Annotated in this window: 24 protein-coding genes; 6 read left to right on the forward strand and 18 right to left on the reverse strand. The window is 71.5% G+C overall.

Annotation, left to right across the window (positions count from 1 at the left end; all coding sequences use genetic code 11):
- Nucleotides 1-54: 54 nt before the first annotated feature.
- Together QUY26_RS14230 and QUY26_RS14235 are read left to right on the forward strand one after the other, a co-directional pair.
- On the forward strand, nt 55-606 hold the full coding sequence (locus QUY26_RS14230; protein ID WP_289946588.1) for a VanZ family protein: 552 nt from the start codon (nt 55-57) through the stop codon (nt 604-606).
- Nucleotides 607-710: 104 nt separating this feature from the next.
- On the forward strand, nt 711-911 hold the full coding sequence (locus QUY26_RS14235) for a PspC domain-containing protein (protein WP_289946589.1): 201 nt from the start codon (nt 711-713) through the stop codon (nt 909-911).
- 114 nt (nt 912-1025) lie between these two features.
- On the opposite strand, the gene QUY26_RS14240 is transcribed toward QUY26_RS14235, so the two are convergent.
- Nucleotides 1026-1514 carry an ATP-binding protein gene (locus tag QUY26_RS14240; RefSeq protein ID WP_289946591.1) on the reverse strand — a complete coding sequence of 163 codons (489 nt, stop codon included), beginning with the start codon at nt 1512-1514 and terminating at the stop codon, nt 1026-1028.
- A gap of 132 nt (nt 1515-1646) precedes the next feature.
- Entirely contained in the window at nt 1647-2852 is a 1206-nt protein-coding gene (locus QUY26_RS14245) for an adenosine deaminase (RefSeq protein WP_289946593.1), read from the reverse strand.
- Between the two features lie 103 nt (nt 2853-2955).
- Between QUY26_RS14245 and QUY26_RS14250 the strand changes: the two genes are divergently transcribed.
- On the forward strand, nt 2956-3717 hold the full coding sequence (locus QUY26_RS14250; protein ID WP_289946595.1) for an alpha/beta hydrolase: 762 nt from the start codon (nt 2956-2958) through the stop codon (nt 3715-3717).
- A 225-nt stretch (nt 3718-3942) separates the two neighbouring features.
- Nucleotides 3943-4275, forward strand: a complete 333-nt coding sequence (locus QUY26_RS14255; protein WP_289946597.1) for an STAS domain-containing protein — start codon at nt 3943-3945, stop codon at nt 4273-4275.
- Here the strand turns inward: QUY26_RS14255 and QUY26_RS14260 are convergent.
- Together QUY26_RS14260 and QUY26_RS14265 are read right to left on the reverse strand one after the other, a co-directional pair.
- Nucleotides 4186-5163, reverse strand: coding sequence for a sigma-70 family RNA polymerase sigma factor (locus QUY26_RS14260; protein ID WP_289946599.1), 978 nt, complete (start codon nt 5161-5163; stop codon nt 4186-4188). The two genes, QUY26_RS14255 and QUY26_RS14260, sit on opposite strands and share 90 nt — an antisense overlap.
- Before the next feature lie 171 nt (nt 5164-5334).
- Complete coding sequence (locus QUY26_RS14265; RefSeq protein ID WP_289946601.1) at nt 5335-6651, reverse strand: MFS transporter; 1317 nt, start codon at nt 6649-6651, stop codon at nt 5335-5337.
- A gap of 62 nt (nt 6652-6713) precedes the next feature.
- Between QUY26_RS14265 and QUY26_RS14270 the strand changes: the two genes are divergently transcribed.
- Nucleotides 6714-7676, forward strand: a complete 963-nt coding sequence (locus QUY26_RS14270) for a LysR family transcriptional regulator (RefSeq protein ID WP_289946604.1) — start codon at nt 6714-6716, stop codon at nt 7674-7676.
- A gap of 209 nt (nt 7677-7885) precedes the next feature.
- Here the strand turns inward: QUY26_RS14270 and QUY26_RS14275 are convergent, their stop codons facing one another.
- The 14 genes from QUY26_RS14275 to QUY26_RS14340 all read right to left on the reverse strand — a co-directional run bounded on the left by QUY26_RS14275 (nt 7886) and on the right by QUY26_RS14340 (nt 24979).
- A complete protein-coding gene (locus tag QUY26_RS14275) occupies nt 7886-9163 on the reverse strand; it encodes a thymidine phosphorylase (protein ID WP_289946605.1) in 1278 nt (425 codons plus the stop codon).
- Between the two features lie 125 nt (nt 9164-9288).
- Nucleotides 9289-9687, reverse strand: coding sequence for a cytidine deaminase (locus QUY26_RS14280; protein WP_289946606.1), 399 nt, complete (start codon nt 9685-9687; stop codon nt 9289-9291).
- A gap of 25 nt (nt 9688-9712) precedes the next feature.
- Entirely contained in the window at nt 9713-10975 is a 1263-nt protein-coding gene (locus QUY26_RS14285) for an ABC transporter permease (RefSeq protein WP_289946608.1), read from the reverse strand.
- Nucleotides 10972-12135 (reverse strand): ABC transporter permease, encoded by a 1164-nt coding sequence (locus tag QUY26_RS14290; RefSeq protein ID WP_289946609.1) that lies wholly within the window; start codon nt 12133-12135, stop codon nt 10972-10974. The genes QUY26_RS14285 and QUY26_RS14290 overlap by 4 nt, the downstream gene beginning before the upstream one ends.
- Nucleotides 12132-13808: an ABC transporter ATP-binding protein gene (locus tag QUY26_RS14295; protein WP_289955706.1), complete on the reverse strand. Its 1677-nt coding sequence runs from the start codon at nt 13806-13808 to the stop codon at nt 12132-12134. The genes QUY26_RS14290 and QUY26_RS14295 overlap by 4 nt, the downstream gene beginning before the upstream one ends.
- 247 nt (nt 13809-14055) lie before the next feature.
- Nucleotides 14056-15108: a BMP family lipoprotein gene (locus tag QUY26_RS14300; RefSeq protein ID WP_289946610.1), complete on the reverse strand. Its 1053-nt coding sequence runs from the start codon at nt 15106-15108 to the stop codon at nt 14056-14058.
- A gap of 332 nt (nt 15109-15440) precedes the next feature.
- A complete protein-coding gene (locus tag QUY26_RS14305; protein ID WP_289955707.1) occupies nt 15441-16484 on the reverse strand; it encodes a BMP family lipoprotein in 1044 nt (347 codons plus the stop codon).
- Nucleotides 16485-16783: 299 nt separating this feature from the next.
- Nucleotides 16784-18037 carry an amidohydrolase gene (locus QUY26_RS14310; RefSeq protein ID WP_289955708.1) on the reverse strand — a complete coding sequence of 418 codons (1254 nt, stop codon included), beginning with the start codon at nt 18035-18037 and terminating at the stop codon, nt 16784-16786.
- Nucleotides 18038-18234: 197 nt separating this feature from the next.
- Nucleotides 18235-18756 (reverse strand): hypothetical protein, encoded by a 522-nt coding sequence (locus QUY26_RS14315; RefSeq protein ID WP_289946611.1) that lies wholly within the window; start codon nt 18754-18756, stop codon nt 18235-18237.
- Nucleotides 18757-19166: 410 nt separating this feature from the next.
- Entirely contained in the window at nt 19167-19466 is a 300-nt protein-coding gene (locus QUY26_RS14320; protein WP_289946613.1) for a hypothetical protein, read from the reverse strand.
- Between the two features lie 171 nt (nt 19467-19637).
- On the reverse strand, nt 19638-20924 hold the full coding sequence (locus tag QUY26_RS14325; RefSeq protein WP_289946614.1) for a hypothetical protein: 1287 nt from the start codon (nt 20922-20924) through the stop codon (nt 19638-19640).
- Nucleotides 20925-21142: 218 nt separating this feature from the next.
- The gene (locus tag QUY26_RS14330; RefSeq protein WP_289946615.1) at nt 21143-22078 is read right to left on the reverse strand and encodes an N-acetylneuraminate synthase family protein; all 936 of its coding nucleotides are present in this window, start codon (nt 22076-22078) and stop codon (nt 21143-21145) included.
- A 13-nt stretch (nt 22079-22091) separates the two neighbouring features.
- The gene (locus QUY26_RS14335; protein ID WP_289946618.1) at nt 22092-23396 is read right to left on the reverse strand and encodes an N-acylneuraminate cytidylyltransferase; all 1305 of its coding nucleotides are present in this window, start codon (nt 23394-23396) and stop codon (nt 22092-22094) included.
- A gap of 221 nt (nt 23397-23617) precedes the next feature.
- Nucleotides 23618-24979, reverse strand: coding sequence for a DUF6716 putative glycosyltransferase (locus QUY26_RS14340; protein WP_289946619.1), 1362 nt, complete (start codon nt 24977-24979; stop codon nt 23618-23620).
- Nucleotides 24980-25177: 198 nt separating this feature from the next.
- Between QUY26_RS14340 and QUY26_RS14345 the strand changes: the two genes are divergently transcribed.
- Nucleotides 25178-26158, forward strand: a complete 981-nt coding sequence (locus tag QUY26_RS14345) for a glycosyltransferase family 2 protein (RefSeq protein ID WP_289946621.1) — start codon at nt 25178-25180, stop codon at nt 26156-26158.
- The last annotated feature ends 10 nt before the right edge of the window (nt 26159-26168 follow it).

The raw sequence follows: 26168 nt of genomic DNA on the forward strand, positions 1-26168 counted from the left end.
AGGAGTCCGGGCGGCTGCGGAACCGATCCCGCCGCCCGGGGCGTCTTGGGGGGCGTGCGTCAAGGCTCGGGCGGGCGCGGTGCCGCCATTCGCTTTCGCGCGGCGGGAGGGGTTCTCCTCGCCGCGCATCTCCTGGTCGTCGCGTGGATCACGCTGCGCCCGCTGGACGTGCCCTGGGTGAGCGCCGCGAACCTGGAGCCGCTGGCCGGCATCAAGGCGGACCTGGCGCGCGGCCCGGAGCAGGCGGCCCGGCAGATCGGCGGGGCGCTGCTGCTGCTCGCGCCGCTCGGGGTGCTGCTCCCGCTGGTCGGGGGGCGGCTCGACGTCTCGCGCCTGGCGTCCCTGGCCCGCACGGTCGCGGCGGGCGCCCTGCTGTCGCTGGGCATCGAGCTGTTGCAGACCGGGGTGCCGGGTCAGGTCGTCGACGTCGACTCGCTGCTCCTGAACACACTGGGCGTGGCGCTCGCCCATGTCGCCGTGGTGCCCGCGGCGCGGGCCCGGCTGCGCAGGCGCCGCTCCTCCGCGCGGCCCCGTGCGGCCCGCCTCAGGGAGGATGCCCCTCAGGGGGCGACCCCGAAGATTCCCAGGGTCGGCATCGCTCCGTAGCGTGACGCTTTGCCCGTTTCACGGACCTACCGTGGGGTGTATCGAGGCGACGACAAGCCGAAGCCTCCCGCCCCGCATCCGACCACGGTCCACGAGGAGCCCCCATGTCCGCCCTTGTCCGCCCCACCGACGGCCGCATGATCGGCGGCGTGTGCGCTGCCATCGCCCGCCGCTTCGGCTGGTCCGCCACGACCGTGCGCGTCGCGTTCGTGCTGTCCTGCCTGCTGCCAGGACCGCAGTTCCTGCTCTACATCGCCCTGTGGATCGTGTTCCCGAGCGAGAACAAGGCGAAGACTGCCTGGTGACGGCGGCAGCCGTCCGGTACGCCACCCGCGTACGGCACGGACAGGACCCGCGCAGGGCGACGGGGCGCACCCCGAGAAGGGTGCGCCCCGTCGTGTGTGTGCCGGTGGTCCGGGTCAGCCGAGCGGCAGGCCCTGGACCGGGAGGCTGCCGAGCGGCAGGCCCTGGGTGGGCAGCGCGCTCGTGGGCAGGGCGTTCGTGGGCAGCGCGCCGGTCACCGTGTCGGTGGGGAGGGCGTTGGTGCCCAGGCCCTGGGCGACGGGGACGCCGCCGAGCAGGCCCTTGACCGGGTCGGCGGGCTTCGGCGCGGCCTTGGTGGCGAGCGCGCGGTCGGCCGCGCCGTCGCCGAGCGGGAGGAGCTTGTCGGTGGTGGGCTGGGCGGACTTCAGGCCGCTCTGGAGGGCGCTGTGTCCGGCGGCCAGGGCCTCGGGGGCCCCGTCGGGCAGGCTCTGGGCGGTCTCCTCCAGCGGCAGCGTCGAGGCGACCGTGCCCAGGACGCCCACGGCGTCCGGTCCGGCCGCGGCGCTCGCGGCACCGGCGCCCGTGGCGGCGAAGGCGGCACCGAGGGCGGCGACACCGAGGGTCTTGACGGCAGACTGCTTCATGTTGAATGCGTCCTTGATGACGGGGGCGTTGAGCGGGGCTCGACGGTAAGCACCCGCTGGTACAGCCCGCAAACAGTCAAAAGCGGCCGGGAGTTACTGCTCCCGACCGCCGTGTTGACGTACAAAATCCGCTTAGCTGTCGGCGGACCCGCTGGTCGAGACCGTCTGGCGGAAGAGCCACTCGGACTTCAGCTCGGCGTAGCCGGGCTTGATGACGTCATTGATCATGGCGAGGCGTTCGTCGAAAGGAATGAACGCCGACTTCATCGCATTGACGGTGAACCACTGCATGTCGTCGAGCGTGTAGCCGAAGGTGCCGACCAGGTGCTCGAACTCGCGGCTCATGCTGGTGCCGGACATCAGGCGGTTGTCGGTGTTGACGGTCGCCCGGAAGTGCAGCTTGCGGAGCAGGCCGATGGGGTGCTCGGCGTACGAGGTCGCGGCGCCGGTCTGCAGGTTCGAGCTGGGGCACAGCTCCAGCGGGATCCGCTTGTCGCGGACGTAGGAGGCGAGGCGGCCGAGCTGGACCGTGCCGTCGTCGGCGACCTCGATGTCGTCGATGATGCGCACGCCGTGACCGAGCCGGTCGGCGCCGCACCACTGCAGGGCCTGCCAGATCGACGGCAGGCCGAAGGCCTCGCCCGCGTGGATCGTGAAGTGGTTGTTCTCCCGCTTCAGGTACTCGAACGCGTCCAGGTGGCGGGTGGGAGGGAAGCCGGCCTCGGCGCCCGCGATGTCGAAGCCGACCACTCCGCTCCGGGGGCCGGGGCCGCGGTAGCGGTTGGCGAGTTCGGCGATCTCCAGGGCGCGGGCGGCGTGCCGCATGGCGGTGAGGAGCGCGCCGACGCGGATGCGGTGGCCGTTCGCCTTGGCGCGGCGCTCGCCCTCGCGGAAGCCGTCGTTCACGGCCTCGACGACCTCTTCGAGGCTGAGGCCGCCCTCCAGGTGCTGCTCGGGGGCGTAGCGGATCTCGGCGTAGACGACGCCGTCCTCGGCCAGGTCCTCGGCGCACTCGGCGGCGACGCGGAACAGGGCGTCGCGGGTCTGCATGACGGCGCAGGTGTGGGCGAACGTCTCCAAGTACCGCTCCAGGGAGCCGGAGTCGGCCGCGTCGCGGAACCAGACGCCGAGCTTGTCGGGGTCGGTCTCGGGGAGTCCCTCGTAGCCGCATCCGCGGGCCAGCTCGACGATGGTGCCGGGGCGCAGGCCGCCGTCGAGGTGATCGTGGAGGAGGACCTTCGGGGCGCGGCGGATCTGCTCCGAGTCAGGGGTGCCGGGGTGGCCCGGGCGCCCCGGGCGGCCGCTCGCTGCGCTGATCTTGCTGGTCTGGCTCGTCATTTCCGCACTCTAACTCCTACGCGCGTAGAACTCACTGGGTCGATATGTAACAGTGACCCTGCGGACAGGTGGCATACACCATGACTTCTGACACTGTTCTGCCATGGCACAGCAAGCGACGTCCCGTCCCGTGCGTACGGCCAGGCTCGGGCGTGTGGTCGGCACGCGCCCCTCGACGACGAGCGCGGTGGCGCTGCTCCTTCCCGGTGGCCACGAGACGTCCGCCCGCAAGCCGTCCCCCTTCGCCGCCGCGGCGATACGTTCCCTCGGGCGGCACCTCTCGCGGGCCGGGCAGGCCGACGGGCTCGCGGCGCACGTCGTGCACTACCGGGTCGGCGGCTGGAACGGCGCGGAGGCGCAGCTCGCGCGGGACGCCGAGTGGGCGGCCGACGAGGTCGTCCGCCGTTACGGCGACGTGCCCGTGTGTCTCGTCGGCGTCGACATGGGCGGCCGCGCGGCGCTCCGGGCCGCCGCGCACACCGCCGTCAACTCCGTTCTCGCGCTGGCGCCTTGGCTGCCCGAGGACGATGTGGCCGCGCCGCCGGAGCCGGTGAAGCAGCTTGCCGGGCGGCAGGTGATGATCGTGCACGGCACCAATGACGAGCGGACCGACCCCGAGTTGTCGTTCCGGCTCGCCGAGCGGGCCAAGAAGGCGAACCGGGACGTGTGCCGGTTCGAGGTGCACTCGGACGGCCACCGGCTCAGTCAGCATCACGATGAGGTGCGGGCGTTGGCCGCGAACTTCGTGCGGGGGGCGCTCTTCGGGCATCGGTACGCCCGGCCGGTCGAGGACGCGCTGGCCGCGCCGCCGCCGCTGGGGTTACGGATGCCGTTGGCTTCCGGCTTCGGCAGGACGCTGCGCTGAGTCGGCGTACCGCCCTGCGGAGGGACCCGTTCCCCTCAGCGGGTCGGCCTGCCGGACCGGCCCCTGGGCGTCGGTGACGGTGGCGGGCTGGGCCGAACCGGCCCGGGCGGGCCCGAGGTCCGGCGGGCGCGGGAGGAGTTCCGGGACCCACCGATGAGTTCCGCGGGCGCGGGCGGTCCCCCTAACGTGGCAGTCTCCCAAGCACATTCGCCGAACCTGCTGGTCATGAGCGGGCCCGTCCGTGAGGGCGACATACCCCGCCTCGTCGCCGACCTGCGCGCCGTCGTGGTCGCGTCCGGCGCCGCCGAGGTGATCTGCGACGTGGGCGGCGTGACCACCGCCGACCTCGTGACCGTGGAGGCGGTGGCGCGGCTCGGACTGGCCGCCCGCAGGGCGGGGACGGGGCTGCGGCTGCGCGACCCGACCCCGGCCCTGTGGGCGCTGCTCCGGCTCGTCGGCCTCGCGGAGCTATGCGTCGAGGTGGAGGGGGACCCCGAAGAGCGGGAACCACCGCTGGGTGTCGAGGAAGCAGTGGAATCCGGCGACGCGGCCCGCTGAGATCTCGATGACCTGGATCGCCCACGGCATGTACCCGCCCTTGTCGGGGTCGGGCTTGTACTGCGCGAAGCCGGGGGTGCCGTTGACCGCGACGGGCAGCAGCCGGGAGCCCTCGCACGGGGCGCCCATGGTCGACATGAAGCCCGTGATGTCCTGCGGGCCGCGCAGCCACAGGTCGAACGGGGGCATCGTCATGACCGCGTCCTCGTGCAGGAGGGCGGTCAGGGCGGCCATGTCATAGCCCTCGAAGGCGGTGACGTAGCGGTCGAGGAGCTTCTGCTGCTCGTCGTCCAGCGGGTCGGACGTCGCCGTGTCGTCGGCCGGGCGCTCGGCGAGGGTGGCGCGGGCGCGCTGGAGGGCGCTGTTGACGGACGCGACCGTCGTGCCGAGCAGCTCGGCGACCTCGCTGGCCTTCCACGCCAGGACCTCGCGCAGGATCAGCACCGCCCGCTGCTTGGCGGGCAGTTGCTGCAGGGCGGCGATGAAGGCGAGGCGCACCGACTCCTTGGCCACGGCGGCCTCGGCGGGGTCGCCGAGGGTGGGCAGGACCCGGCCGTCCGGTATGGGCTCCAGCCAGACGTTGTCCGCGCGGGGGGTCAGGGCCGCCTGGGCCAGGGGCGTGGAGGCCGTGAGGTCCATGGGGCGGGCGCGGCGGTTGCCCGCGTTCAGCATGTCCAGGCAGACGTTCGTCGCGATGCGGTACAGCCAGGAGCGGAGGCTGGAGCGGCCCTCGAACTTGTCGAAGCTGCGCCAGGCGCGGACCATCGTGTCCTGCACGGCGTCCTCGGCCTCGAACGCCGAGCCCAGCATGCGATAGCAGTACCCCGTCAGCTCGACGCGGTGCTTCTCCAGTCCGGCGTCCAGCTCGACCGTCGCGCTGTCACTCATCCCAGCCCACCCCTGTGCCTCTGCGTGCCCGTGTGTGTCCGTGTGTGCCCGTGTCGTAGCGGCTACGGAAGTCCCAGCACCTCGGAAGCTACCGCAGCCCACTGACAATGGCCTGGGGAGCGGTGAAAACGGCAGCTCACAGGGGTTGGTTGCGGTATGGGGCGGGGCGCTTCAGGCGGTGCGGGCCGCCGTCACCCGCTCCACGCGCGCCACCCGGCTCCCGTACAGCGTGATCGACACGACGCCGAGGACGGCGAGGATGCCGAGGCTCACCGTGCCGCCCCAGCCGCCCGCGTGGAAGGCCATGGCGCCGAGGGTGCCGCCGACGCTGGAGCCCACGTAGTACGCGGACTGGTAGAGGGCGGAGGCCTGGGCGCGGCCCGTGGTGGCCGTGCGGCTCACCGACGAGGACGCGACCGCGTGGCCCGCGAAGAAGCCGGCCGTGATCAGGACCAGGCCGAGCAGGACCAGGCCGAGCGAGGTGGAAAGGGACAGGAGCAGGCCGCCCGCGGTGGTGCTCACGGCCAGGTACAGGGCGCCGCGCCTGCCGAGCCGCGCCACCAGCTTCCCGGCCGCCGCCGACGACACCGTACCGACGAGGTAGACGAGGAAGATCGAGCCGATGACGCCCTGCGGGAGGGAGAACGGGCCCTCGGTGAGGCGGTAGCCGATCACCGTGTAGACCGCGCCGAAGACGGTCATGAACAGCGCGCCGATCGCGTACAGGCGGCACAGGAGCGGGTTCGACAGGTGCGAACGGACCGTGCGGGCGAGGGACTTGGGGCTGAGCGTGCCCGGCGTGAAGTGGCGTGGGGCGGGCAGGAGCGCGCGGAAGGCGAGCGCGGCCGCGACCGCGAGCAGGCCGACCACGGCGAGCGCCCAGCGCCAGCCCCAGGCCTGCGCGGCCCAGCCCGTGACGATGCGGCCGCTCATGCCGCCGATGGAGTTGCCCGCGACGAACATGCCGATCGCGGCGACCAGCGCCTTGGGGCGGACCTCCTCGGCGAGGTAGGCCATCGCGGACGCCGGGAGTCCGGCGAGGGCGGCGCCCTGTACGGCGCGCAGCGCGATCAGTACGCCGACGTTCGGCGCGAACGGGACCAGCAGGCCCACGGCGACGGCCACCGTCAGCGAGACCGTCATCAGCGTGCGCCGCCCGTACCGCTCCGACAGGGCGCTCAGCGGCAGCACGAACAGGGCGAGCGCGCCGGTCGCCGCCGACACCGTCCAGCTCGCCGTGGACGCGCTCGCGCCGAGGTCGGCGGAGATCAGCGGGAGCAGGGCCTGGGTGGAGTACAGGAGCGCGAAGGTGGCGACGCCCGCCAGGAAGAGGGCGAAGCTCATGCGGCGAAAGCCGGGGCCTCCCGGTGCCATGCGCGTGTCGTGCGGGGTGGTGGACTCGGTGGACTTGAGGGGATCGGAGTCGGGGGACGACGGAGTGAGGGCGACCGCGTGGGTGGCGGACGCCCCGCTACTGGCAGGAGGCATGCCACGAACGTACGACCACGATTCTCATGCGTCCAATGCATGGAATCGCCATAATCGTTCCTATGCAGCATCAGCAGAGGTCAGGCGCTCGTCTGTCGCAGAACAGTGACACAGAGGACACAGCTCACATCGTGCGGCTGCTCGCTCCGCGGCTCGCGTACTTCGCCGGGGTGGCCCGGACGGAGCACGTCACGCGGGCCGCGCGGGAGCTTCAGGTGCCGCAGTCCACGTTGTCGCGCGCCATGGTCCGGCTCGAACAGGACCTGGGCGTCGACCTGTTCGCCCGGCACGGTCGTACGGTGTCGCTGACGCCCGCAGGACGGACCTTCCTGGCCTCCGCGGAGCGGGCGCTCGCCGAGGTGGGGCGGGCCGCCGAGTCCGTGCGGGCCGACGCGGATCCCGCCACCGGGAAGGTGGCGTTCGGGTTCCTCCACACCATGGGGTCCGAGACCGTGCCCGGGCTCATCCGGGCCTTTCGCGCGGATCATCCTCGGGTGCGGTTCAGTCTCGTGCAGAACTATGGCGAGGCCATGCTGGAGCGGCTGCGGGCCGGGGAGTTGGACCTCTGTCTCACCTCTCCCGTGCCGGACGCGCCCGGGCTCGTGGCCCGGCGCCTCGACGAGCAGCGGCTCCGCCTCGTCGTGCCCGACGACCACCGGCTCGCCTCCCGCAAGCGGGTCCGCCTCGCCGAGGCCGCCGACGAGGCCTTCGTGACCCTCGAACCCGGCTACGGTCTGCGGCGCATCACCGACGACCTGTGCGCCGAGGCCGGGTTCCGGCCGCGGATCGCCTTCGAGGGCGAGGAAGCGGAGACGCTACGGGGGTTGGTCGCCGCCGGGCTCGGCGTGGCCCTGCTGCCGCCGCCCGCCGTGGCCCGTCCCGGCGTCGTCGAACTCACCGTCACCGGCCAGCGGGCCGTCCGCGAGATCGGGGTGGCCTGGCTGGAGGGCCACCCCGACACGGCGCCGGTGGCCGCCTTCAAGAAGTTCCTGCTGGGGCGGCGGGGGCGGTTGCTCCCGGAATAGCCTGGCGTCCCGCCTTGGGGGACGCCGGTGGCTCACGCGCGGGCCCCAAGGACGTCCCGTGCGGTGGCTCGCGCGCCGGCCCCAAGGACGTCCCGTGCGGGTGGGACAGCCCCCGCCGATCGCGCTTCGCGCTCGTCCTCGATCGCCGGACGGGCTTTTCCCCACCCACCCGCCCTTCTTCTCCCTCCGGGCGGGTGGGTGGGGCGGCGTCAGCTGATGCGGTCCAGGATCGTGGGGCGGGGGTCGAACCGGGTTCCCGTCGGGGAGACGTCGTACGCGGAGGCCAGGGCCTCCAGGGCGTACTCGAAGCGCTCGGGGGTGTCCGTGTGCAGGGTGAGGAGGGGCTCGCCCGCCACGACGGAGTCGCCCGGCTTGGCGTGGAGCTCGACGCCCGCGCCCGCCTGGACGGGGTCCTCCTTGCGGGCCCGGCCCGCGCCCAGGCGCCAGGCCGCGACACCGATGTCGTACGCGTCGAGGCGGGTGAGGACGCCGGAGGCGGGGGCCACCACGGTGTGGGTCTCGCGGGCGACGGGCAGGGCCGCGTCCGGATCGCCGCCCTGGGCGGAGATCATCCGGCGCCAGACGTCCATCGCGGACCCGTCGGCGAGGGCCTTGGCGGGGTCGGCGTCCGGCAGCCCGGCGGCGTCGAGCATCTCGCGGGCCAGCGCGAGGGTCAGGTCGACGACGTCGGAGGGGCCGCCGCCCGCCAGGACCTCGACGGACTCGCGGACTTCGAGGGCGTTGCCCGCGGTGAGGCCGAGGGGGGTGGACATGTCGGTGAGGAGGGCGACCGTACGGACGCCGTGGTCGGTGCCGAGGCCGACCATCGTGGAGGCGAGCTCGCGGGCGTCGTCGAGGGTCTTCATGAAGGCGCCGGTGCCCACCTTCACGTCCAGGACCAGGGAACCCGTCCCCTCGGCGATCTTCTTGGACATGATGGAGGAGGCGATGAGCGGGATCGCCTCGACGGTGCCGGTCACGTCGCGGAGCGCGTAGAGCTTCTTGTCGGCGGGGGCCAGGCCGTCGCCGGCCGCGCAGATCACGGAGCCCGCGCCGTTCAGCACGTCCAGCATCTCCTCGTTGGAGAGCAACGCCCGCCAGCCGGGGATCGACTCCAGCTTGTCGAGGGTGCCGCCGGTGTGGCCGAGGCCGCGCCCGGACAGCTGCGGCACGGCCGCCCCGCAGGCCGCGACCAGCGGGGCGAGGGGGAGGGTGATCTTGTCGCCGACGCCGCCCGTGGAGTGCTTGTCGGCGGTGGGGCGGGAGAGGGAGGAGAAGTCCATGCGCTCGCCGGAGGCGATCATCGCCGCCGTCCAGCGGGCGATCTCACGGCGGTTCATGCCGTTCAGGAGGATCGCCATGGCCAGGGCAGACATCTGCTCGTCGGCAACGGCGCCGCGCGTGTACGCGTCGATGACCCAGTCGATCTGCTCGTCGCTCAGCTCGCCCCGGTCCCGCTTCGTACGGATGACGGAGATTACGTCCATGGCAGAAATCCCTTCCGGCGGTGCCGGTCGTCAGTGACCGGCGTGCGTCGAGCACGACTCTACGCGCATAGAGCGAGGATGCGGCAAGGCCCCCGCCAACTCGGCGGAGGCCTTGCCCTGTTGTGTCAGTTCAGACGCTCGGGACCGAACGCGTCCGGCAGCATGTCGCCGAGGGACCGCACCCCGGACGAGGTCTGAAGCAGGAGCCCGGCGCCGCCGAACTCGTACAGGAGCTGACGGCACCGGCCGCACGGCATCAGGATGTCGCCCTTGCCGTCCACGCAGGTGAAGTGCGTGAGTCGGCCGCCGCCGGTCAACTGGAGCTGGGAGACCAGGCCGCACTCGGCGCACAGGCCGAGGCCGTATGAGGCGTTCTCGACGTTGCAGCCGGTCACCGTGCGGCCGTCGTCGACGCGGGCCGCGGCGCCGACCGGGAAGCCCGAGTAGGGCGCGTACGCACGGGACATGGCCTCGCGCGCGGCCTCCCGCAGGTCGTCCCAGTCGACGTCCGCGGCGGCGGTCACTGTCCCCGCTCCTCGGCAGAGTGCGTCATTTCCCTTGTCCCTTCCGGTACGGCATCCCGTCCGCCTTCGGCATCCGCAGCCGCTGGGCGGAGAGCGAGAGCACCAGCAGCGTGACGACGTACGGCGTGGCGGTGACGACCTGGTTCGGCACCTCGTCGGTGAGGCCGTACCAGAGGAACATCAGCGCCGACGCCGCCGCGGTGACCACCGCGGGGACGTAGCGCTTGCGCCAGATCAGGTAGGCCGCGCCGATGAGAAGAAGGATGGCGATCAGGAGCAGCAGGGCGTGGACATTCGTGCCGCCGCCCCGCAGCTTCAGGCTGTCGGTGTAACCGAACAGACCGGCGCCCAGCGCGAGTCCGCCCGGCATCCAGTTGCCGAAGATCATGGCGGCGAGGCCGATGTAGCCGCGCTGGCCGGTCTGGCCCTCCAGGTAGATGTTGGAGGCGACCAGGGACAGGAACGCGCCGCCGAGGCCCGCGAGGCCGCCGGAGACGATGACGGCCACGTACTTGTACTTGTAGACGTTGACGCCGAGCGACTCCGCGGCGATCGGGTTCTCGCCGCAGGAGCGCAGGCGCAGGCCGAACGCGGTGCGCCAGAGGATGAACCAGCTCAGCGGCACCATCGCGACGGCGATGAGGGTCAGCGGCGACACGTCGGTGATCAGACCGCCGAGCAGGCCCGCGATGTCGGACACCAGGAACCAGTGTTTCTGGTTGAGGTCGTGCAGCCAGTCCGAGAGCCCCGGCACCGAGAACTTGCCGAGGGATTCCACGCCGGGCGACTGCTTCGACGTACCGCCCTCCACGCCCTCGAAGGCGAAGGTGGAGAGGTAGCGGGTGGTGCCGAGGGCGAGGATGTTCAGGGCCACACCGGAGACGATGTGGTTGACGTTGAAGGTGACCGTGACGATCGCGTGCAGCAGGCCGCCGATCGCGCCGCCGAGCACGCCGAAGACGATGCCGACCCACGGGCCCCACTGGTAGCCCGCCCAGGCGCCGAACCAGGTGCCGAGGATCAGCATGCCCTCGAGGCCGATGTTGACGACGCCCGCGCGCTCGGCCCACAGGCCGCCGAGGCCCGCGAGGCCGATCGGCACGGCCAGGCGCAGGGCGCCGGACATCTGGCCGGTGGAGGTGATGCCGTGGGCGTCGGTGATGAGCCGGACCACGGAGGTGAGGACCAGCACGCCCGCGATGATCAGCAGCAGGACGGGGAGCGAGATGCGGCGGCGGCCCGGCTTGGGGGTCGCGGGCGCGGCCTTGGTGACGGTTGCCGTGCTCATCGGGCAGCCACCTCCTTCACGGAGTCGTTGTTGCCGTTGTTGCCCTTGTTGCCGTTGTCGCCACCGGTGGCTCGGGCCGCGGCGGCCAGTTCCTCACCGACGCGCTGCTGCTGGCGGCGCAGGCCCCAGCGGCGCACCGCCTCGTAGGAGACGACGACCGCGATCACGATCAGGCCCTGCATGATCACCGCGATCTCCTTGTCGTACGCCACCGGCTGGGCGTAGTCGAGAGCGGGCGACGCCTTGTCGAGGAAGGCGATGAGCAGCGCGGCGAACGCGATGCCGACCGGGTTGTTGCGGCCGAGCAGGGCGATGGTGATGCCGGTGAAGCCGAGGCCGGTGGGGAAGCTCAGGCTGTAGGTGTGGACGTCGCCGAGCAGGATCGGCATGCCCGCGAGGCCCGCGACCGCGCCCGAGATCAGCATGGCGGTGAGCACCATGCGCTTGGCGTTCACACCGGAGGCGGCGGCCGCCGACTGCGAGGCGCCGGTGGCGCGCAGGTCGAAGCCGAAGCGGGTGCGGTTGAGGACGAGCCAGTACAGGACGCCGCCGAGGGCCGCGATGATCACGAAGCCGTAGATCTCGCCGGAGGCGCCCATGGAGATGCCGGGGAACCAGCCGGACCTGTGCATGACGCCGGTGGTCTGGTTGTTGCCGACCGGGACGCCGAAGTTCTCGGTGAGGGTGAGGTAGCCGATGACGCTCGTCGCGATGGCGTTGAGCATGATCGTGGCGACCACCTCGCTGACGCCCCGGGTGGTCTTCAGGACGCCCGCGATGCCCGCCCAGAACGCGCCGGTCAGCATCGCCACCAGCATGAGCAGCGGGATCTGCAGCCCGGACGGCAGCGAGACATGGGCGCCGACGACAGCCGTGACCATCGCGGCGAGCCGGTACTGGCCGTCCACACCGATGTTGAACAGGTTCATGCGGAAGCCGATGGCCACCGCGAGGGCCGCCAGGTAGTACATCCCGGCCTGGTTGATGATCAGGACCTGGACGTCGGAGAACCCGGCCTGCTCGAACATCAGGCTGTACGGCTCGATCGGGTTCTTGCCCGAGGCGAGCAGCACGACCGACGTCAGGGCGACGGCCGCGATGAGCGCGATGACCGGTCCGGCCACCGCGAGGAGCACCCGCTCCTTGTCGAACTTCTTCATCGGGCCTCGTCCTCCGGGGCGGCTTCTTCGGTTGCGTCGGCGGGGGCGCCGGCCACGGCGGCGCCGGAGTCGGCCTCCTCGGCCTCCTCGGCCTCGCCGTCCTCGCCGTCCTCGACGTGCTCCAGGTGTCCTGAGGCCGCGCCCGTCATCGCCGAGCCCAGCTCCTCCGGGGTGACCGTCGCCGGGTCGGCGTCCGCGACGAGCCGGCCCCGGTAGATCACGCGGAGGGTGTCGGACAGGCCGATCAGCTCGTCCAGGTCGGCGGAGATCAGGAGCACCGCGAGGCCCTCGCGGCGCGCCTCGCGGATCTGGTCCCAGATCTGCGCCTGCGCGCCGACGTCCACACCGCGGGTGGGGTGGGCGGCGATCAGGAAGCGCGGCTTGTGGCTCATCTCGCGGCCGACGATCAGCTTCTGCTGGTTGCCGCCGGACAGGGAGGCCGCGGTGACGTCGATGCCGGGCGTACGGACGTCGTACTCCTCGACGATGCGCCGGGTGTCGGCCTGCGCGCCCTTGGTGTCGAGCCAGAAGCCGCGGCTGTTGGGCTTCTCGGTGACGTGGCCGAGGATGCGGTTCTCCCAGAGCGGGGCTTCCAGGAGCAGGCCGTGGCGGTGGCGGTCCTCGGGGATGTAGCCGACGCCGCCCTCGCGCCGCCTGCGGGTCGCCCAGTCGGTGATGTCCTCGCCGGCCATCCTGATGACGCCGGAGTCGGCGTGCTTGAGGCCGATGAGGGCGTCGATGAGTTCGGTCTGGCCGTTGCCCTCCACGCCCGCGAGGCCGAGCACTTCGCCCTCGTGGATGGTGAAGGAGATGTCGTCGAGGAGGGCGCGTCCCGACTCACCCTCGGCGAGCAGCTTCAGGCCCTCGACCGCGATCATGGGCCGGTCGGTGACCGTGGACTCCGCGGTCTCCGGCGTCGGCAGCTCGCTGCCCACCATCAGCTCGGCGAGCTGGCGCGGGGTGGTCTCGGACGGGATCGCCGTGCCCACCGTCGTACCGCGCCGGATGACGGTGATGTCGTCGGCGACGGAGAGGACCTCGCCGAGCTTGTGCGAGATGAAGATGACGGACAGGCCCTCGGACTTGAGCTCGCGCAGGTTGTCGAAGAGCGCGTCGACCTCCTGCGGCACGAGCACGGCCGTGGGCTCGTCGAGGATCAGCGTGGTGGCGCCGCGGTAGAGGACCTTGAGGATCTCCACGCGCTGGCGGTCGGCGACGCCGAGGTCCTCGACGTAGGCGTCGGGGCGCACGCCGAGGCCGTAGCGGTCGGAGATCTCGGTGATCTTACGGCGGGCCCCGGCACCGATGCCGTACAGCTTCTCGCTGCCGAGCACGATGTTCTCCAGGACGGTCAGCTGGTCGGCCAGCATGAAGTGCTGGTGGACCATGCCGATGCCGCGGCTGATGGCGTCCGCGGGGCTGTTGAAGGCGACCTCGACGCCGTCGACGGCGATGGTGCCCTCGTCCGGCTTCTGCATGCCGTAGAGGATCTTCATCAGCGTCGACTTGCCGGCGCCGTTCTCGCCGACGAGGGCGTGGACGGTGCCCTTGCGGACGCTGAGGTGGATGTCGTGGTTGGCCACGACGCCCGGGAACCGCTTGGTGATGCCGACGAGTTCGACGGCGCAGGCGGGCGCCCGGTCGGTGGGCGGAGGGCTGGTGGACGCGTCGATGGCGCACTCTCCTGGGGAAACTTAAGGAAAGGGGCCGGACCCGCACACGCGGTGTGTGCCCCTGCTTCACGCCTCAGTCGCCACCGGCCGGCCGCCCGGGCTCACGGAGCACGACGCCTACTGGCTGTCGTGTGCCGTCAACTGGGGTGCCGAGCACGGTGGTTGAGGCCCTGGCCGTGCGAACGGGGCGCGAGGAGGCTGTTGCGCCAGTGTCCTCACACCCCGTTCCGCCGCCGTAACGGCGCCATTACAGCGCCGTCTTGACCTTGATCTTGCCGCTGGTGATGCCCTGCTCGGCCTTCTTCAGGGAGGCCTGCAGGTCCTTCATCTTGGTGAACTCGGGGTTGGAGTCGGCGAGGCCGACACCGCCCGACTTGAGGTCCGCGCGCACGACGCCGCCCTCGGCCTTGTCATCCTTCACCGACTTCACCAGGTTGTACACCGCTCCGGCGACGTCCTTGGTGGCCGAGGTGAGGATGTACTTCTTGTACTTGGCGAGCGCCTTCTGCTTGTACTGGTCGGAGTCGACACCGATCGCCCAGACCTTCTTGGCGGCGGCGGCCTCGATGACGCCCTGACCGGAGAGACCGGCGGCGTGGTAGACCACGTCGGCGTCGCCCTCGATCTGGCCGCTGGCCGCCTCCTTGCCCTTGTCCGGGCTGGAGAAGCCGCCGTCCTCGGCCTTCTCGGTGAGGAACTGGCGCTTGACCTTGACCGACTTGTCGGTGTCCTGGACGCCCTGGACGAAGCCCGCCTCGAACTTGCGGATCAGCGGGTTGTCGACGCCGCCGATGAAGCCGACGGTCTTGGTCTTGGTGGCCTTCGCGGCGGCGACACCGGCCAGGTACGAGGACTGCTCCTCGTTGAAGACCAGGTCGGCGACGTTCTTCGCCTTGATGGTGGCGTCGTCGACGATGCCGAAGGTGACGTCCGGGTTCTTGGCCGCGACCTCCTTGATGGCGGGCGCGTAGGCGTAGCCGACACCGATGACCGGGTTGTAGCCCTGCTTGGCCAGCTCGGTGAGGCGCTGGACCTTGTCGGCGTCGGACTCGCCGTCGGTGGGCTCGACGGCCTTCTTGCCGACCTTGAGCTCCTTGGAGGCGCGGTCCATGCCCGCGGTGGCGGCGTCGTTGAACGACTGGTCGCCGGCGCCGCCGATGTCGTACGCGATCGCGACACCCTTGCTCTTGCCGTCGTCGTTCTTGGCGGCGTCGCTGGAGGTACCGCCGCAGGCGGTGGCGGAAACGGCGAGAGCGGCGGTCGCGGCAGACGCGAGCGCTATTCGGGACACCCGGCGCATAGAGACGAACTCCTTATGTACAAGGACGTGAGTACGGACGCGGCTTGCGGACCTGGGGACGCACGACGAGCCACGTACGTGCAGTGCGCCTCACCCGGCGCTGATTTCGCCGCAGCGTAACGCGCGTAGACCTGACATAAGAACCCTTCTGTCCGGTCCGTTATCGAGCTGTGGCCACCAGGCGTCGGGCGGGTGACGGCCGGGTGCGGCGGCCACCGGAGGCCTGATCTGCGGCGGATTCATTGGGGCCCAACGGGTTATACGTACGACCCGAGGACGGGGGTCCGACGCCGTTATACGTACGACGTCGGACACACCACACAAAACCCGGATCAAGGCCGGGTCTTGACCGTCACCTTGCCCTCGACGATGTCCTTCCTGGCCTTCTCGACCGCGGCCACGACGTCCTTCATGTCCCGGTACGCCGGGTTGGCGTCGGAGAAGCCGACCCGGCCCGACTTGAGGTCGTAGCGCTGGGTGCCGGTCATCGGCTTGCCGTCGACGACGGACTTGGCGAGGTCGTAGACGGCACCGCCGACGTCCTTCAGGGCGGAGCCGAGGATGTACTTCTTGTACTTGGCGAGGGCCTTCTGCTTGTACTGGTCGGAGTCGACGCCGATCGCCCACTTCTTCTTCGCTCCGGCCTCCTGGATCACGCCCTGCCCGGAGAGCCCGGCCGCGTGGTAGAGCACGTCGGCCCCGGCTTCGAGCTGTCCGCTCGCCGCGTCCTGCCCCTTGTCGGGGCTGGCGAATCCGCCTTCCTCGGGCTTCTCCGTCAGATACCGCTTCTCGATTTCGATCTTCGGGTCGACCGACTTCACGCCCTGCACGAAACCGGCCTCGAATTTGTGGATGATCGGGATGTCCACGCCCCCGATGAATCCGACGTGTTTGACCTTGGTCGCCTTCGCCGCGGCGACTCCGGCGAGATACGAGCCCTGTTCCTCGTGGAATACGAGATCGGCCACGTTGTCGGCCTTGACGGTGTCGTCGTCGACGATGCCGAAAGTGATCTTCGGATACTTCTTCGCGACTTCCTGTACGGCGGGCGCGTACACGAATCCGACGCCGATCACCGGGTTGTAGCCCTGCCGGGCCAGGGTCTCGATGCGCTGCGTCTTGTCGGCGCTGGACTCGCCGTCGCCCGGCTCCATGTCGATGCCGCCGATCTTCAGGTCCTTGCGGGCCCGCTGGTACCCGCTGTACGCGGCGTCGTTGAAGGACTGGTCACCCCGGCCGCCGATGTCGTACGCGAGACCGATGCCCTTGCCGGAGTACTTCCCGTCCCCCTTCTTCCCTCCCTCGTCGTCCTTGGCGGCATCACTGCTGGTGCCGCCGCACGCGGAGGCCACGAGGGCGAACGTCGCCACCGCCACGGCCACTTGGGAAATCCTCGACACTCGACGTCGACGCACAGGACGCACCCCTTACGTTTCGAACGTTCCCCAAAGCACCGGTGACGGCGCTGATTTCGGCGCACATTAACGCGCGTAGAAAGGGAGGGGAACGGGTTCGGCGGTGGCCGTTATCGATTCGTGGCGGGGTCGGCGCGCCCGTGTCGGGCGGTACGGGTTACGCCCGCGCAAGGGGAGTTGCGCGGGCGTTAATCGGAGGTTGCGGCCCTCGGGCGGAACGGGCGGTGGCGGACGTCAAAAGGAACGAGTGGCGGCAACCGTCAAACGGAACGCGTCGCGCCGTCGATGAGCGCGGCGGCCGTGAAGAGTTCGACGCCCACGGTGATGGCGTGTTCGTCGGCGTCGAAGTCGCCCTGGTGCAGATCACGGATGCCGCGCTCGCCGGGGGTGCGGACGCCGAGCCGGGCCATGGCGCCCGGGACGCGCTCCAGGTACCAGGAGAAGTCCTCGCCGCCCAGGCTCTGCTCGGTGTCCTCGACGGCGGCGTGCCCGCGCCGGGCGGCCATGGCGTCCCGGAGCAGGTCGGTGACCACGGGTTCGTTGACGACGGGCGGGACGCCTCGGACGTAGTTGATCTCGGACTTGGCGCGGTAGAGGTCGGCGATCTCCTGGATGGCGGCGTGCACGAGGTCGGGGGCCTGCCGCCAGGCCGCGAGGTCGAGGCAGCGGATGGTGCCGGACAGCTCGGCGTGCTGGGGGATGACGTTGCAGGCGTGGCCCGCCTCGATGCGGCCCCAGGTGACGGCGAGGCCCGAGCGGGCGTCGACGCGGCGGGCCACCAGGGCCGGGACCTCGGTGACGACCTTGGCGGCGGCGGTGACGAGGTCCGTCGTCAGGTGCGGTCGGGCGGTGTGGCCGCCGGGGCCGTCGAGGGAGACCTCCAGGCGGTCGCAGGCGGAGGTGATGGGCCCGTGCCGCAGGCCGATGCGGCCGGCGTCCACGCGCGGGTCGCAGTGCACGCCGATGATCCGGCCGACGCCGTCGAGCGCGCCGCACTCGATGGCGTCCGTGGCGCCGCCGGGCAGGACCTCCTCGGCGGGCTGGAAGATCAGCCGCACCGGGTGCGGCAGCAGCCCCTGCTTCGCGAGGTCGGCGAGGACGAGCCCGGCGCCGAGGACGACGGTGGTGTGCACGTCGTGGCCGCAGGCGTGGGCGCGGTCGGGGACCGTGGAGCGGTAGGACACGCCCGTCTTGGTGTCCGGGATGGGCAGGGCGTCGATGTCGGCACGCAGGGCCAGCACGGGGCGGCCGGGGCGGCCGGGGGCGGCGCCGCCGTCCGGGGTGCCCCCGATGTCACAGATGAGTCCGGTGCCGATGCGCAGGACGCGGGGTTGCAGCCCCGCCGCCTCCAGGCGGGTCTTCAGGGCCGCGGTGGTGCGGAACTCCTGGTGGCCCAGCTCCGGGTGCATGTGCAAGTCGCGACGGAAGGCCACGAGTTCGGCGCGCAGCTCCTCTGGCAGCGCGCCGGGCAGATCCCCGGGCGGCACGGGCTCGGATTCGGACTCGCGGGACATCAATTGGTTCACCCTGTGAAGGGTAAGGCGATCGACCGGCCAACTAAGGCTCGATCAACAAAAGTTCAGCCAGATTGAGGTAAGAAAGCTGGCCGCGTGCGCATGTCCGGCTGGTACGGCGGGTATGAAGAATAGTTACCTCCGCTAGGCGGAGAGCGATCACCGCAGGTCAGGGGGGTCCACCTCTGGGCGTGGGGTCATCCTTGCGGTGGAGGGCCTTCGAAGATCGCACCAAGCGGCTGACGGGCAGTTGACGGGTCGTGGGGGGTGCTCGGGCGCCCGGCGACCCCCGGCCCGCCGACGACGGCGGCGTCGGGCGTCTCCTTCACGACGCCGCCGCCCTTGTGCGTGAACTTCAGGTGGGCGACGGCCGGGACGAGCCCCTTGGCCTTCTCGGGGTCCCGCACCAGCTTCCGCGTGTCGGCCCCGGTGCCGACGTCGACCTTCTGGGCGACGACTTCGTACGTGACGGGGGTGGCCCCCTCCTCGACCTTGCCGGTGGCGCTCTTGCCGGTGCCCAGGACACCGCCTGCGCCCGGCTTCTGCCCGGCGGGCTTCCCCTCGTTCGAATGCTCCTGCGAGTCCGCCGTCGGCGCCTCGCTCGTGGATTTGCCGTTCGACTCCTTCGAACCGTCGTCGTCCCCTCCGCACGCGGTGAGCACGAGGGCGAGGACGGCTGCGGGCACGCCGAAGCGCAGGACGTTCTTTCGGTAGAGCAAAGGTGGCTCCTGGTAAGGAAACCGAGTGAGCGGCAAGAGCAGGAGCAAGCCACACGGGAAGTCCAGGCGCCCCCTGCCGACGAGACCGTGCTCTCACTTGCCTTGCGCAAACACCGACAGAGAAGGCGAGTTCAGGCAGGAGGGCGGGAAGTAACCACCTTTCCCTTTCACCTGACGAACCATTCGCCAGGACCAATCGGCAACGATGCCCAATCCTCCCCGTCCGACGCTCCGAACGTAGGGAGTCATGGCCCGACCCCGGGCCCGCTGGCCTTCCGGGGCTCTCCCGGTCCCCGGAAGCGGTCGGCGCCCCCACCGCCTCCCCGCGAGGGGGGCGCCGACCGGCTCCCCGGAACCTCGGATTCCCACCCCTTGATGCCCCGAGTTGACACTGAAAGCGCCTCATGAACTCACGTTCCCCACAAGCGGGGAAGGGCCGAACTCCGGAAGAGATCCATGTCGCGGTGGCGATGCAGCCTGTCCTGACGACGACGTCGGCGATGACCACCGAGGGGCACGAAGGGCACGAAGGGCACGAAGGGCAGGTCACGAGCGTGCACCGGGTGGCGGAGCGACCGGAGTTGCCGTTCGACCCCCGCGTGCGCCTGCGTTCCCTCATCGAGCTGCGCGAGGACGCCGCCGAGGACGACCCGGACCAGGCCTGCGTTCACCTCGCCGTCGACGGTGGCTTCGGGGTCGGCCACGGCCATGTCACGAATGCCGTCACCGTCGAAGTCCGGCAGCGTGCCAGGCGACGGGCAGGATTCGTCCATTTTCCGTCGGACAGACGGAACAAGCGGGACCTCGTGTCGCGCACCGCAGGCAAGAGATGTCGCCAAGTAGCCGCGGAGGTGAGGGCAGGACGGGCTGTCCCGCCCCCTTCACGCCGTGGCCGTCTGCCTCACCCCGTTGCCGGGTGCCTGACCCTGGGCCGGGCTCGCCTTCTGGTTCTCCTCGTCCACCACCGAAGCCAGGCGCTGCACGTCCCGTGCCGTCCCCGTCACCCCCGACAGGAACCCCTGGGCGCGGGGCGAGGCCGAGTCCGTGAGCCAGGTCGGGTCGATGTCCATGACGGCGACCTTGACCTCGGTGCCCGCGAGGGCGAGGGGGAGGGTGTGGACGACGGTGGAGGGGAAGCTGAGGATGGTGCGGCCGATGGGTCCCCTGCGGGCGATGAGTTCGAGGGGGAGCTCGGGGCGGACGATCTGGAGGCCGGTGTCGACGGCCAGGCGGTGGAGTTTCTCCGCGCTCTCGCGGCGGTGCGCGAAGTAGCGGGCCGCGCCGTGCGTGCGGGCCAGCGCCCGCACCGCCTCGACGTAGCGGTCCAGGTCCACCACGCCCGTCTCCACCAGGGACGTGCCGACCAGGTCCGCCCCCTTCGTGATGCGCGGCGGGCCGAAGCGCGCCCGCGTCCAGGCGAAGGCGTTGGCCGTGACGGTCACCCCGTCCGGCGCCGACTCGATCGGCATCGACGAGAAGACCTCGACCTTGCGGTCGCCGCTCGGCGTGAGTCTGCGGCGCGCCTTGGACGACACCGGCATGAACACCATGTCCCGCGCGCCCGGGCGGCCCCCTCTGCGGTGCCAGCGCACCAGGCGTTCACCGCGCGCCAGTTGGGAGACGAACTCCATCGTCGCCGTGCCGTCGTCCACGACCACCAGGTCGCGTGCGCGCGTGATGGACAGGAGCAGTTGTACGTAGCGCGAGAACGGGTCGCCGATCACTATCCGCCGGGCCCTGCGCAGCGGACCCGCCAGGCCGCCGATCGTGTGGAAGGGCGCCGTCGTACCGCCCCGCGCCTCCTCCCAGCGCACGTGGAAGCCCTCCCCGCGCGCCAGTTCGCACATGCGGCGCAGCTGGCCCCGGGTCATGGGGTCGGTGGGCGAGAGGACGACCAGGGTCAGCTCCTCGGGCGCCTCGGGCGACTCGGGAGCCTCGGGCGGCTCCAGCGGGGGGTTCGTCGGGCGGTTCGTCGAGGGGCTCCCCGAGGGGCTCGCCCACTCGCTCACCGACTCGCTCACCGGCCGGTGCTCCTGCGGGGATTCGGCCCGCATCGCCGTATGCGCCCACTCCAGCACATTCAGCAGCTGCACCGGCGACTCCACGAACGCCAGCGTGCCCCCGTCGGTCGTCGTGGTGGCGGTGCGCCGAGCGCTTCGTACTGACATGGGTCCTCCCGTGCACTGCGGTGCGGCGGTCCCCCGTGGAGCCGCCGAAGCTCCGGCCACCGGGGCCGGAGCCGACGAAGCCGCGGTCTCCGGGAGCGGAGACCGCGGGGCGCGCCGCCCGGGACTGCGGGGCGCGGAAGCCGGCGCCCCGGTGGTCCGGGGGCGCCGGCGTACGGCTGGACGGAATCGGGTGTCCGCGGCCGTGTCCGACGCGGAGGTCAGACCGCGACCGGCTCGCGGTCGCCCGCCTCGGCGACGACGCCCGCGACGCGGCGGAGCTTCTTCATCGGGCCGAGCTCGGACTCGTACACCTTCTTGACGCCGTCGCCGAGCGAGGCCTCGATGGTGCGGATGTCGCGGACGAGGCGGGACAGGCCCTGCGGCTCGACGGACGCGGCCTGGTCGGAGCCCCACATCGCGCGGTCCAGGGTGATGTGGCGCTCGACGAAGGTGGCGCCGAGGGCGACCGCGGCGAGGGTGGTCTGCAGGCCCGTCTCGTGGCCGGAGTAGCCGATCGGGACGTTCGGGTACTCGGCCTGGAGGGTGTTGATGACGCGGAGGTTCAGCTCCTCGGCCTTCGCCGGGTACGTCGACGTGGCGTGGCAGAGCAGGATGTTGTCCGAGCCGAGGACCTCCACGGCGTGGCGGATCTGCTTCGGCGTGGACATGCCCGTGGAGAGGATGACCGTGCGGCCCGTCGCGCGCAGGGCGCGGAGGAGCTCGTCGTCCGTGAGGGAGGCGGAGGCGACCTTGTGGGCCGGGACGTCGAACTTCTCCAGGAAGGCGACGGCCTCGGTGTCCCACGGGGACGCGAACCAGTCGATGCCGCGCTTGGCGCAGTGCTCGCTGATGGCCTGGTACTCGGACTCGCCGAACTCCACGCGGTGGCGGTAGTCGATGTACGTCATCCGGCCCCAGGGGGTGTCGCGCTCGATGTCCCACTGGTCGCGCGGGGTGCAGATCTCCGGGGTGCGCTTCTGGAACTTCACCGCGTCGCAGCCGGCGTCGGCGGCCACGTCGATGAGCGCGAAGGCGTTCTCCAGGTCGCCGTTGTGGTTGATGCCGATCTCACCCGTGATGTAGACGGGGTGGCCGGGCCCTGCGGTCTTCGAACCGAACGTGCGCAGGCGGTCGTTGGAGGCCGTGTTGCTCATGGGGGGACTTTCCTTAACTGTTGAGGGAGGGGCCGAGGATCCAGGCGGCGATCTCTCGGATCGCGCCGTCACCACCGGGGACGGAGGTGACCGCGCGTGCGGCGCCGCGTACGACGTCGTGGGCGCTCGCGACCGCCACGGGCCAGCCGACGAGGCCGAAGCACGGGAGGTCATTGACGTCGTTGCCGACGTAGAGCACGCGCTCGGGAGCGATGCCCTGCTCCTCGCACCACTGCTTCAGTGCGAGGTCTTTGCGGTCGATGCCGTGCAGGACGGGGATCTTGAGCTTGCGTCCGCGGGCGGCGACGACCGGGTTCTGTTCCGTGGACAGGATCAGCATCGTCAGGCCCGACCTGCGCAGGGCGGCGATGCCGAGGCCGTCACCGCGGTGCACGGTGACGAACTCCCGTCCGTCGGAGTCGATCAGCACCCTGTCGTCGGTCTGGGTGCCGTCGAAGTCGAGTACGACCGCGTCGATGTCGTCGCGGGTCGGCAGCGCCCCGTCGCGGTCCGCGTCGAAGAGCGGGGCGAGGGCGCGGGCGCGGGCGAGGTCGTGCGGGTCGTCGATCTCCAGGACCCGCGCGGGGTCGGTGCGGACGAGTTCCGTGTGCCCGAAGAAGCGGTGCTTGTGGGTACGGAAGCCGGTGGCGGCCATGCCGTAGACCGCGCCGGTCTCCAGGAGGTCCTGGGGGCGGTCCTGGCGGCGCGGCCGGAAGGACTTGTCGTGGTTGACGCCGTAGCCGCCGGAGGTGGTGGTGTCGGTGACGACCGTGGTCGTACCGCCCTCGGCCGCGGTGCGCTCGCCCTCGATGGCGGGCGGCTCGTCGCTGGCGTCGCGCCACACGAAGCCGTGGAAGGGCGCGACGGTGTGCGCGGTGTCGGCGCCGCCGCGGACGATCGCGCCGACCACGCCGTCGACGTCCTCGCGGACGATGAAGGGGCTGGTGCACTGCACGAGCAGGACCACGTCGACCGTGACGCCGTGCCGTTCCTCGTAGCCGTCCATGGCGTGCAGGACCGCGGCCTCGCTGGTCGCGGTGTCCCCGGCGATGGCGGCGGGGCGCAGCACGACCTCGGCTCCCGCGGACCGGGCGGTCTCGGCGATCACCGTGTCGTCGGTGGAGACGACGACGTCGGTGACCAGCGGCGAGGCCACGCAGGCGCGGATCGCGCGGGCCACCAGGGGGACGCCGCCGACCGGCGCGAGGTTCTTGGCGGGCACGCCCTTGGAGCCGCCGCGCGCGGGGATGACGGCGAGGACGCGGCGCGCCGGTTCGCCCTCCGGGTGGGACGGGCCCGCTGGGTGGGGCTTGGACATGGAGGCTCCTTCAGGGATGCCTGGTGGGGGGCTGGTCGGGGCGGCGGGCCCGGTGCGGGGGATGGATTCCGGGGTGGTCCTGGCGGGGGCGGTCGGCGCGGCCCTGCCGGGTCCCTGCGGGGGGATCGCGGCGGCCCGCGGCGGGTGCGACGGGAGCACGGCGCCCCCGGTCGGGTCCGACGAAGCCACAGAGCCCTCGGCGCTCACCGCCTCCGGCCCCCTCACAGCTCCCCCATCCGCCGGATCACCGGCGCGACCCGCTGCACGCCGTGCCGGTACGCCCCGCGCGCGGCGCTGCGGACGGCCTGGCGGACCGGGCCGGGGTCGCGGTCGGTGGCGGGGGCGCCGGGCAGCGGGGTGGCGTCCGGGCCCAGGTGGTGGCGGGCCAGGATGCCGGGGAGGTAGCCCGGGGCGGTGACCTGGGTGTAGTACGGCCGGATCGGCGGGAGCGAGCCCTCGCGGGCGCGGCCGGTCAGCTTCGCCACCCGCTCGCGGGCCGCGTCGAACGCCGTCTCGTACGCCCCGTCGGCGGCGACACCCTGGCGCGCGACCCAGTCGGGGTCGGGCTCGGGGCTCCGTCCGGCGTCGAGCTGGTCCCAGGAGGCGAGGCAGCCGGAGCCGATGAAGGCGTGGTTGCCGAGGGCCTCGCGGACGCCGAGGTCGGTGAGGACGGCCGTGGGGATGCGGCGGTGCAGCGCTTCGAGGGCGGCCGTGGAGCTGACGGTGACGAGCAGGTCGGTGCGGTCGAGGACCTCGCCCATGTGCCCGTAGACGAGGCGGAAGTTGGCGGGCTGCTCCGCGCCGCGCACCAGCTTCTGGTAGGGCAGCTCCTCGATGTGCGTGGTGTGCTCGCCGGGCTTGCTGCGCAGCTTGAGCAGGACCTCGCGCTCGGGGTGGCGGCGGGCGTGCTGGATGAGGCGGGACAGCAAGTAGGCCCGGTCGGCCCGCTTCTCCGGCACGGAGGGCTGGGCGGCGAAGACGACGGTGTACGGGTCGCGGGGGGCGTACGGCTCGCCGCCGAGGAACGGCAGCGCGGCCTCCACGACGCCGGACGCGTCGGCGCCCACGCCCTCGTACACGGCGCGGAACCGCTCCGCGTCCTGGCGGGAGTTGGCGAGGACGACGTCCGCGCCGTGCCGCAGGAGCAGTCCGTCGGCCAGCTTCTCGTAGACGACGCCGACGTAGCCGGTGACGACGACGGGGCGCCGGGCCGCGCCGGCGAAGGCGCGGGCGAGGCCGTGCAGGACGGCCTGCACGGCGCCGCCGACGAGGGCGAGGACGATGATGTCGGGGACGTCGGGGACGTCGGGCGCGTCCTCGTCACGGCCGGACCCCACGGCGTTCAGGAACTCGATGGCGGTGACCTCGCGCATGCTGTCCGCGCGCACCCCGACCTCTTCGAGCTGGCGGGGGGTGGGGGTGGCCCGGCCGCGGAGCAGATAACCGTCGAGGCGGAGGCCCGGTGCGGCCCCGTCGCCCTCGGCGGCTCCCGTGAGGCGCTTCGCGGTGAGCGAGCCCCATTTCCACCGGGTGTCGGAGTCGGCGAGCACGGCGACTCGCGTCGTCTTGTTGCTTACTGGCACAGCGAAGACGCTAGGAAGGCATTCCGATTGATGGCCCAACTCAGGTGCAACAAACGGTTAACAGCATGCCGACGAATGGCGAAGGGGCCTGGCAAACGTGTGACGGGGTGCCCGGTTAACCGTTCCGCCACGCTTCGTTCACCTGACATCCCACTGCGGGACAAGACGAATGCCGGGCCGACACCTAACGTCTCGCACGTGGTTAAGCTCTCCGTCATCGTGCCGTTCTACAACGTGCAGCAATACGCGCCCGACACCTTGAAGTCCCTGCACGCGAACGTGCGTGGAGACTTCGAATTCATTTTCGTCGACGACTGTTCGACGGACGAAACCCCGGACGTGCTCGAACGTGCCGCGCGCGAGCTCCCCGGCGCCGTGCACCTCAGACATGAGCAGAACGGGGGCCTGGCCACGGCACGCAACACGGGTCTGGACGCGGCCCGCGGCGAGTACATCACCTTCCTCGACGGCGACGACTGGCTCGCGCCCGGATACTACGAGCAACTGCTCGGCGCGATCGAGGAGTTGGGCTGCGACTTCGTACGCACGGACCATGTGCAGTGCACCGCGCGGGCCCGCAGCGTGCACCGGGTGCCGCACGGTCTGCGCAACGTGGTCATGTCCCCGCGCGACGTGATCCTGCCCGCCGACCGCTCCACATCCGTGGACTACGCCTTCGCCTGGGCCGGGATGTACCACCGCCGCCTGCTCGACCAAGGCCTGCTGCACTTCACCCACGGGCTGCGCACGGCCGAGGACCGGCCGTGGATCTGGCGGCTGCACCGGGAGGCGAAGTCGTTCGCCGCGGTGGGGCTGCTCGGTGTCTTCTACCGGCGCGGGGTCGCGTCGTCGCTCACGCAGATCGGCGACGTCCGCCAGCTCGACTTCATCAAGGCGTTCGACCAGGTGGTGCGGGAGACGGCGGAGGACCGTGACGCGGACGTGCTGCTCCCGAAGGCCGTGCGCACGTATTGCGCGATCATCTCCCACCATCTGGGATCCATCGAAAGGTTCGAGCCGGCCGTGGCCCGGAAACTGAAGTCGCTGAGCGCCGCCGCGCTCAAGCGCATGCCGCAGGGCGTCCTCGACGAGGCCCTGGACTCCATGGACGTCCAGCGCGCGACGCGGCTGCGCCGACTGCGCCGCCGTGCCGTCGGCGCCGGGGAGGTGGCCGCGTGATCCCCGCAGG

The organism is Streptomyces flavofungini (assembly GCF_030388665.1).
In the GTDB taxonomy this organism is placed as follows: domain Bacteria; phylum Actinomycetota; class Actinomycetes; order Streptomycetales; family Streptomycetaceae; genus Streptomyces; species Streptomyces flavofungini_A.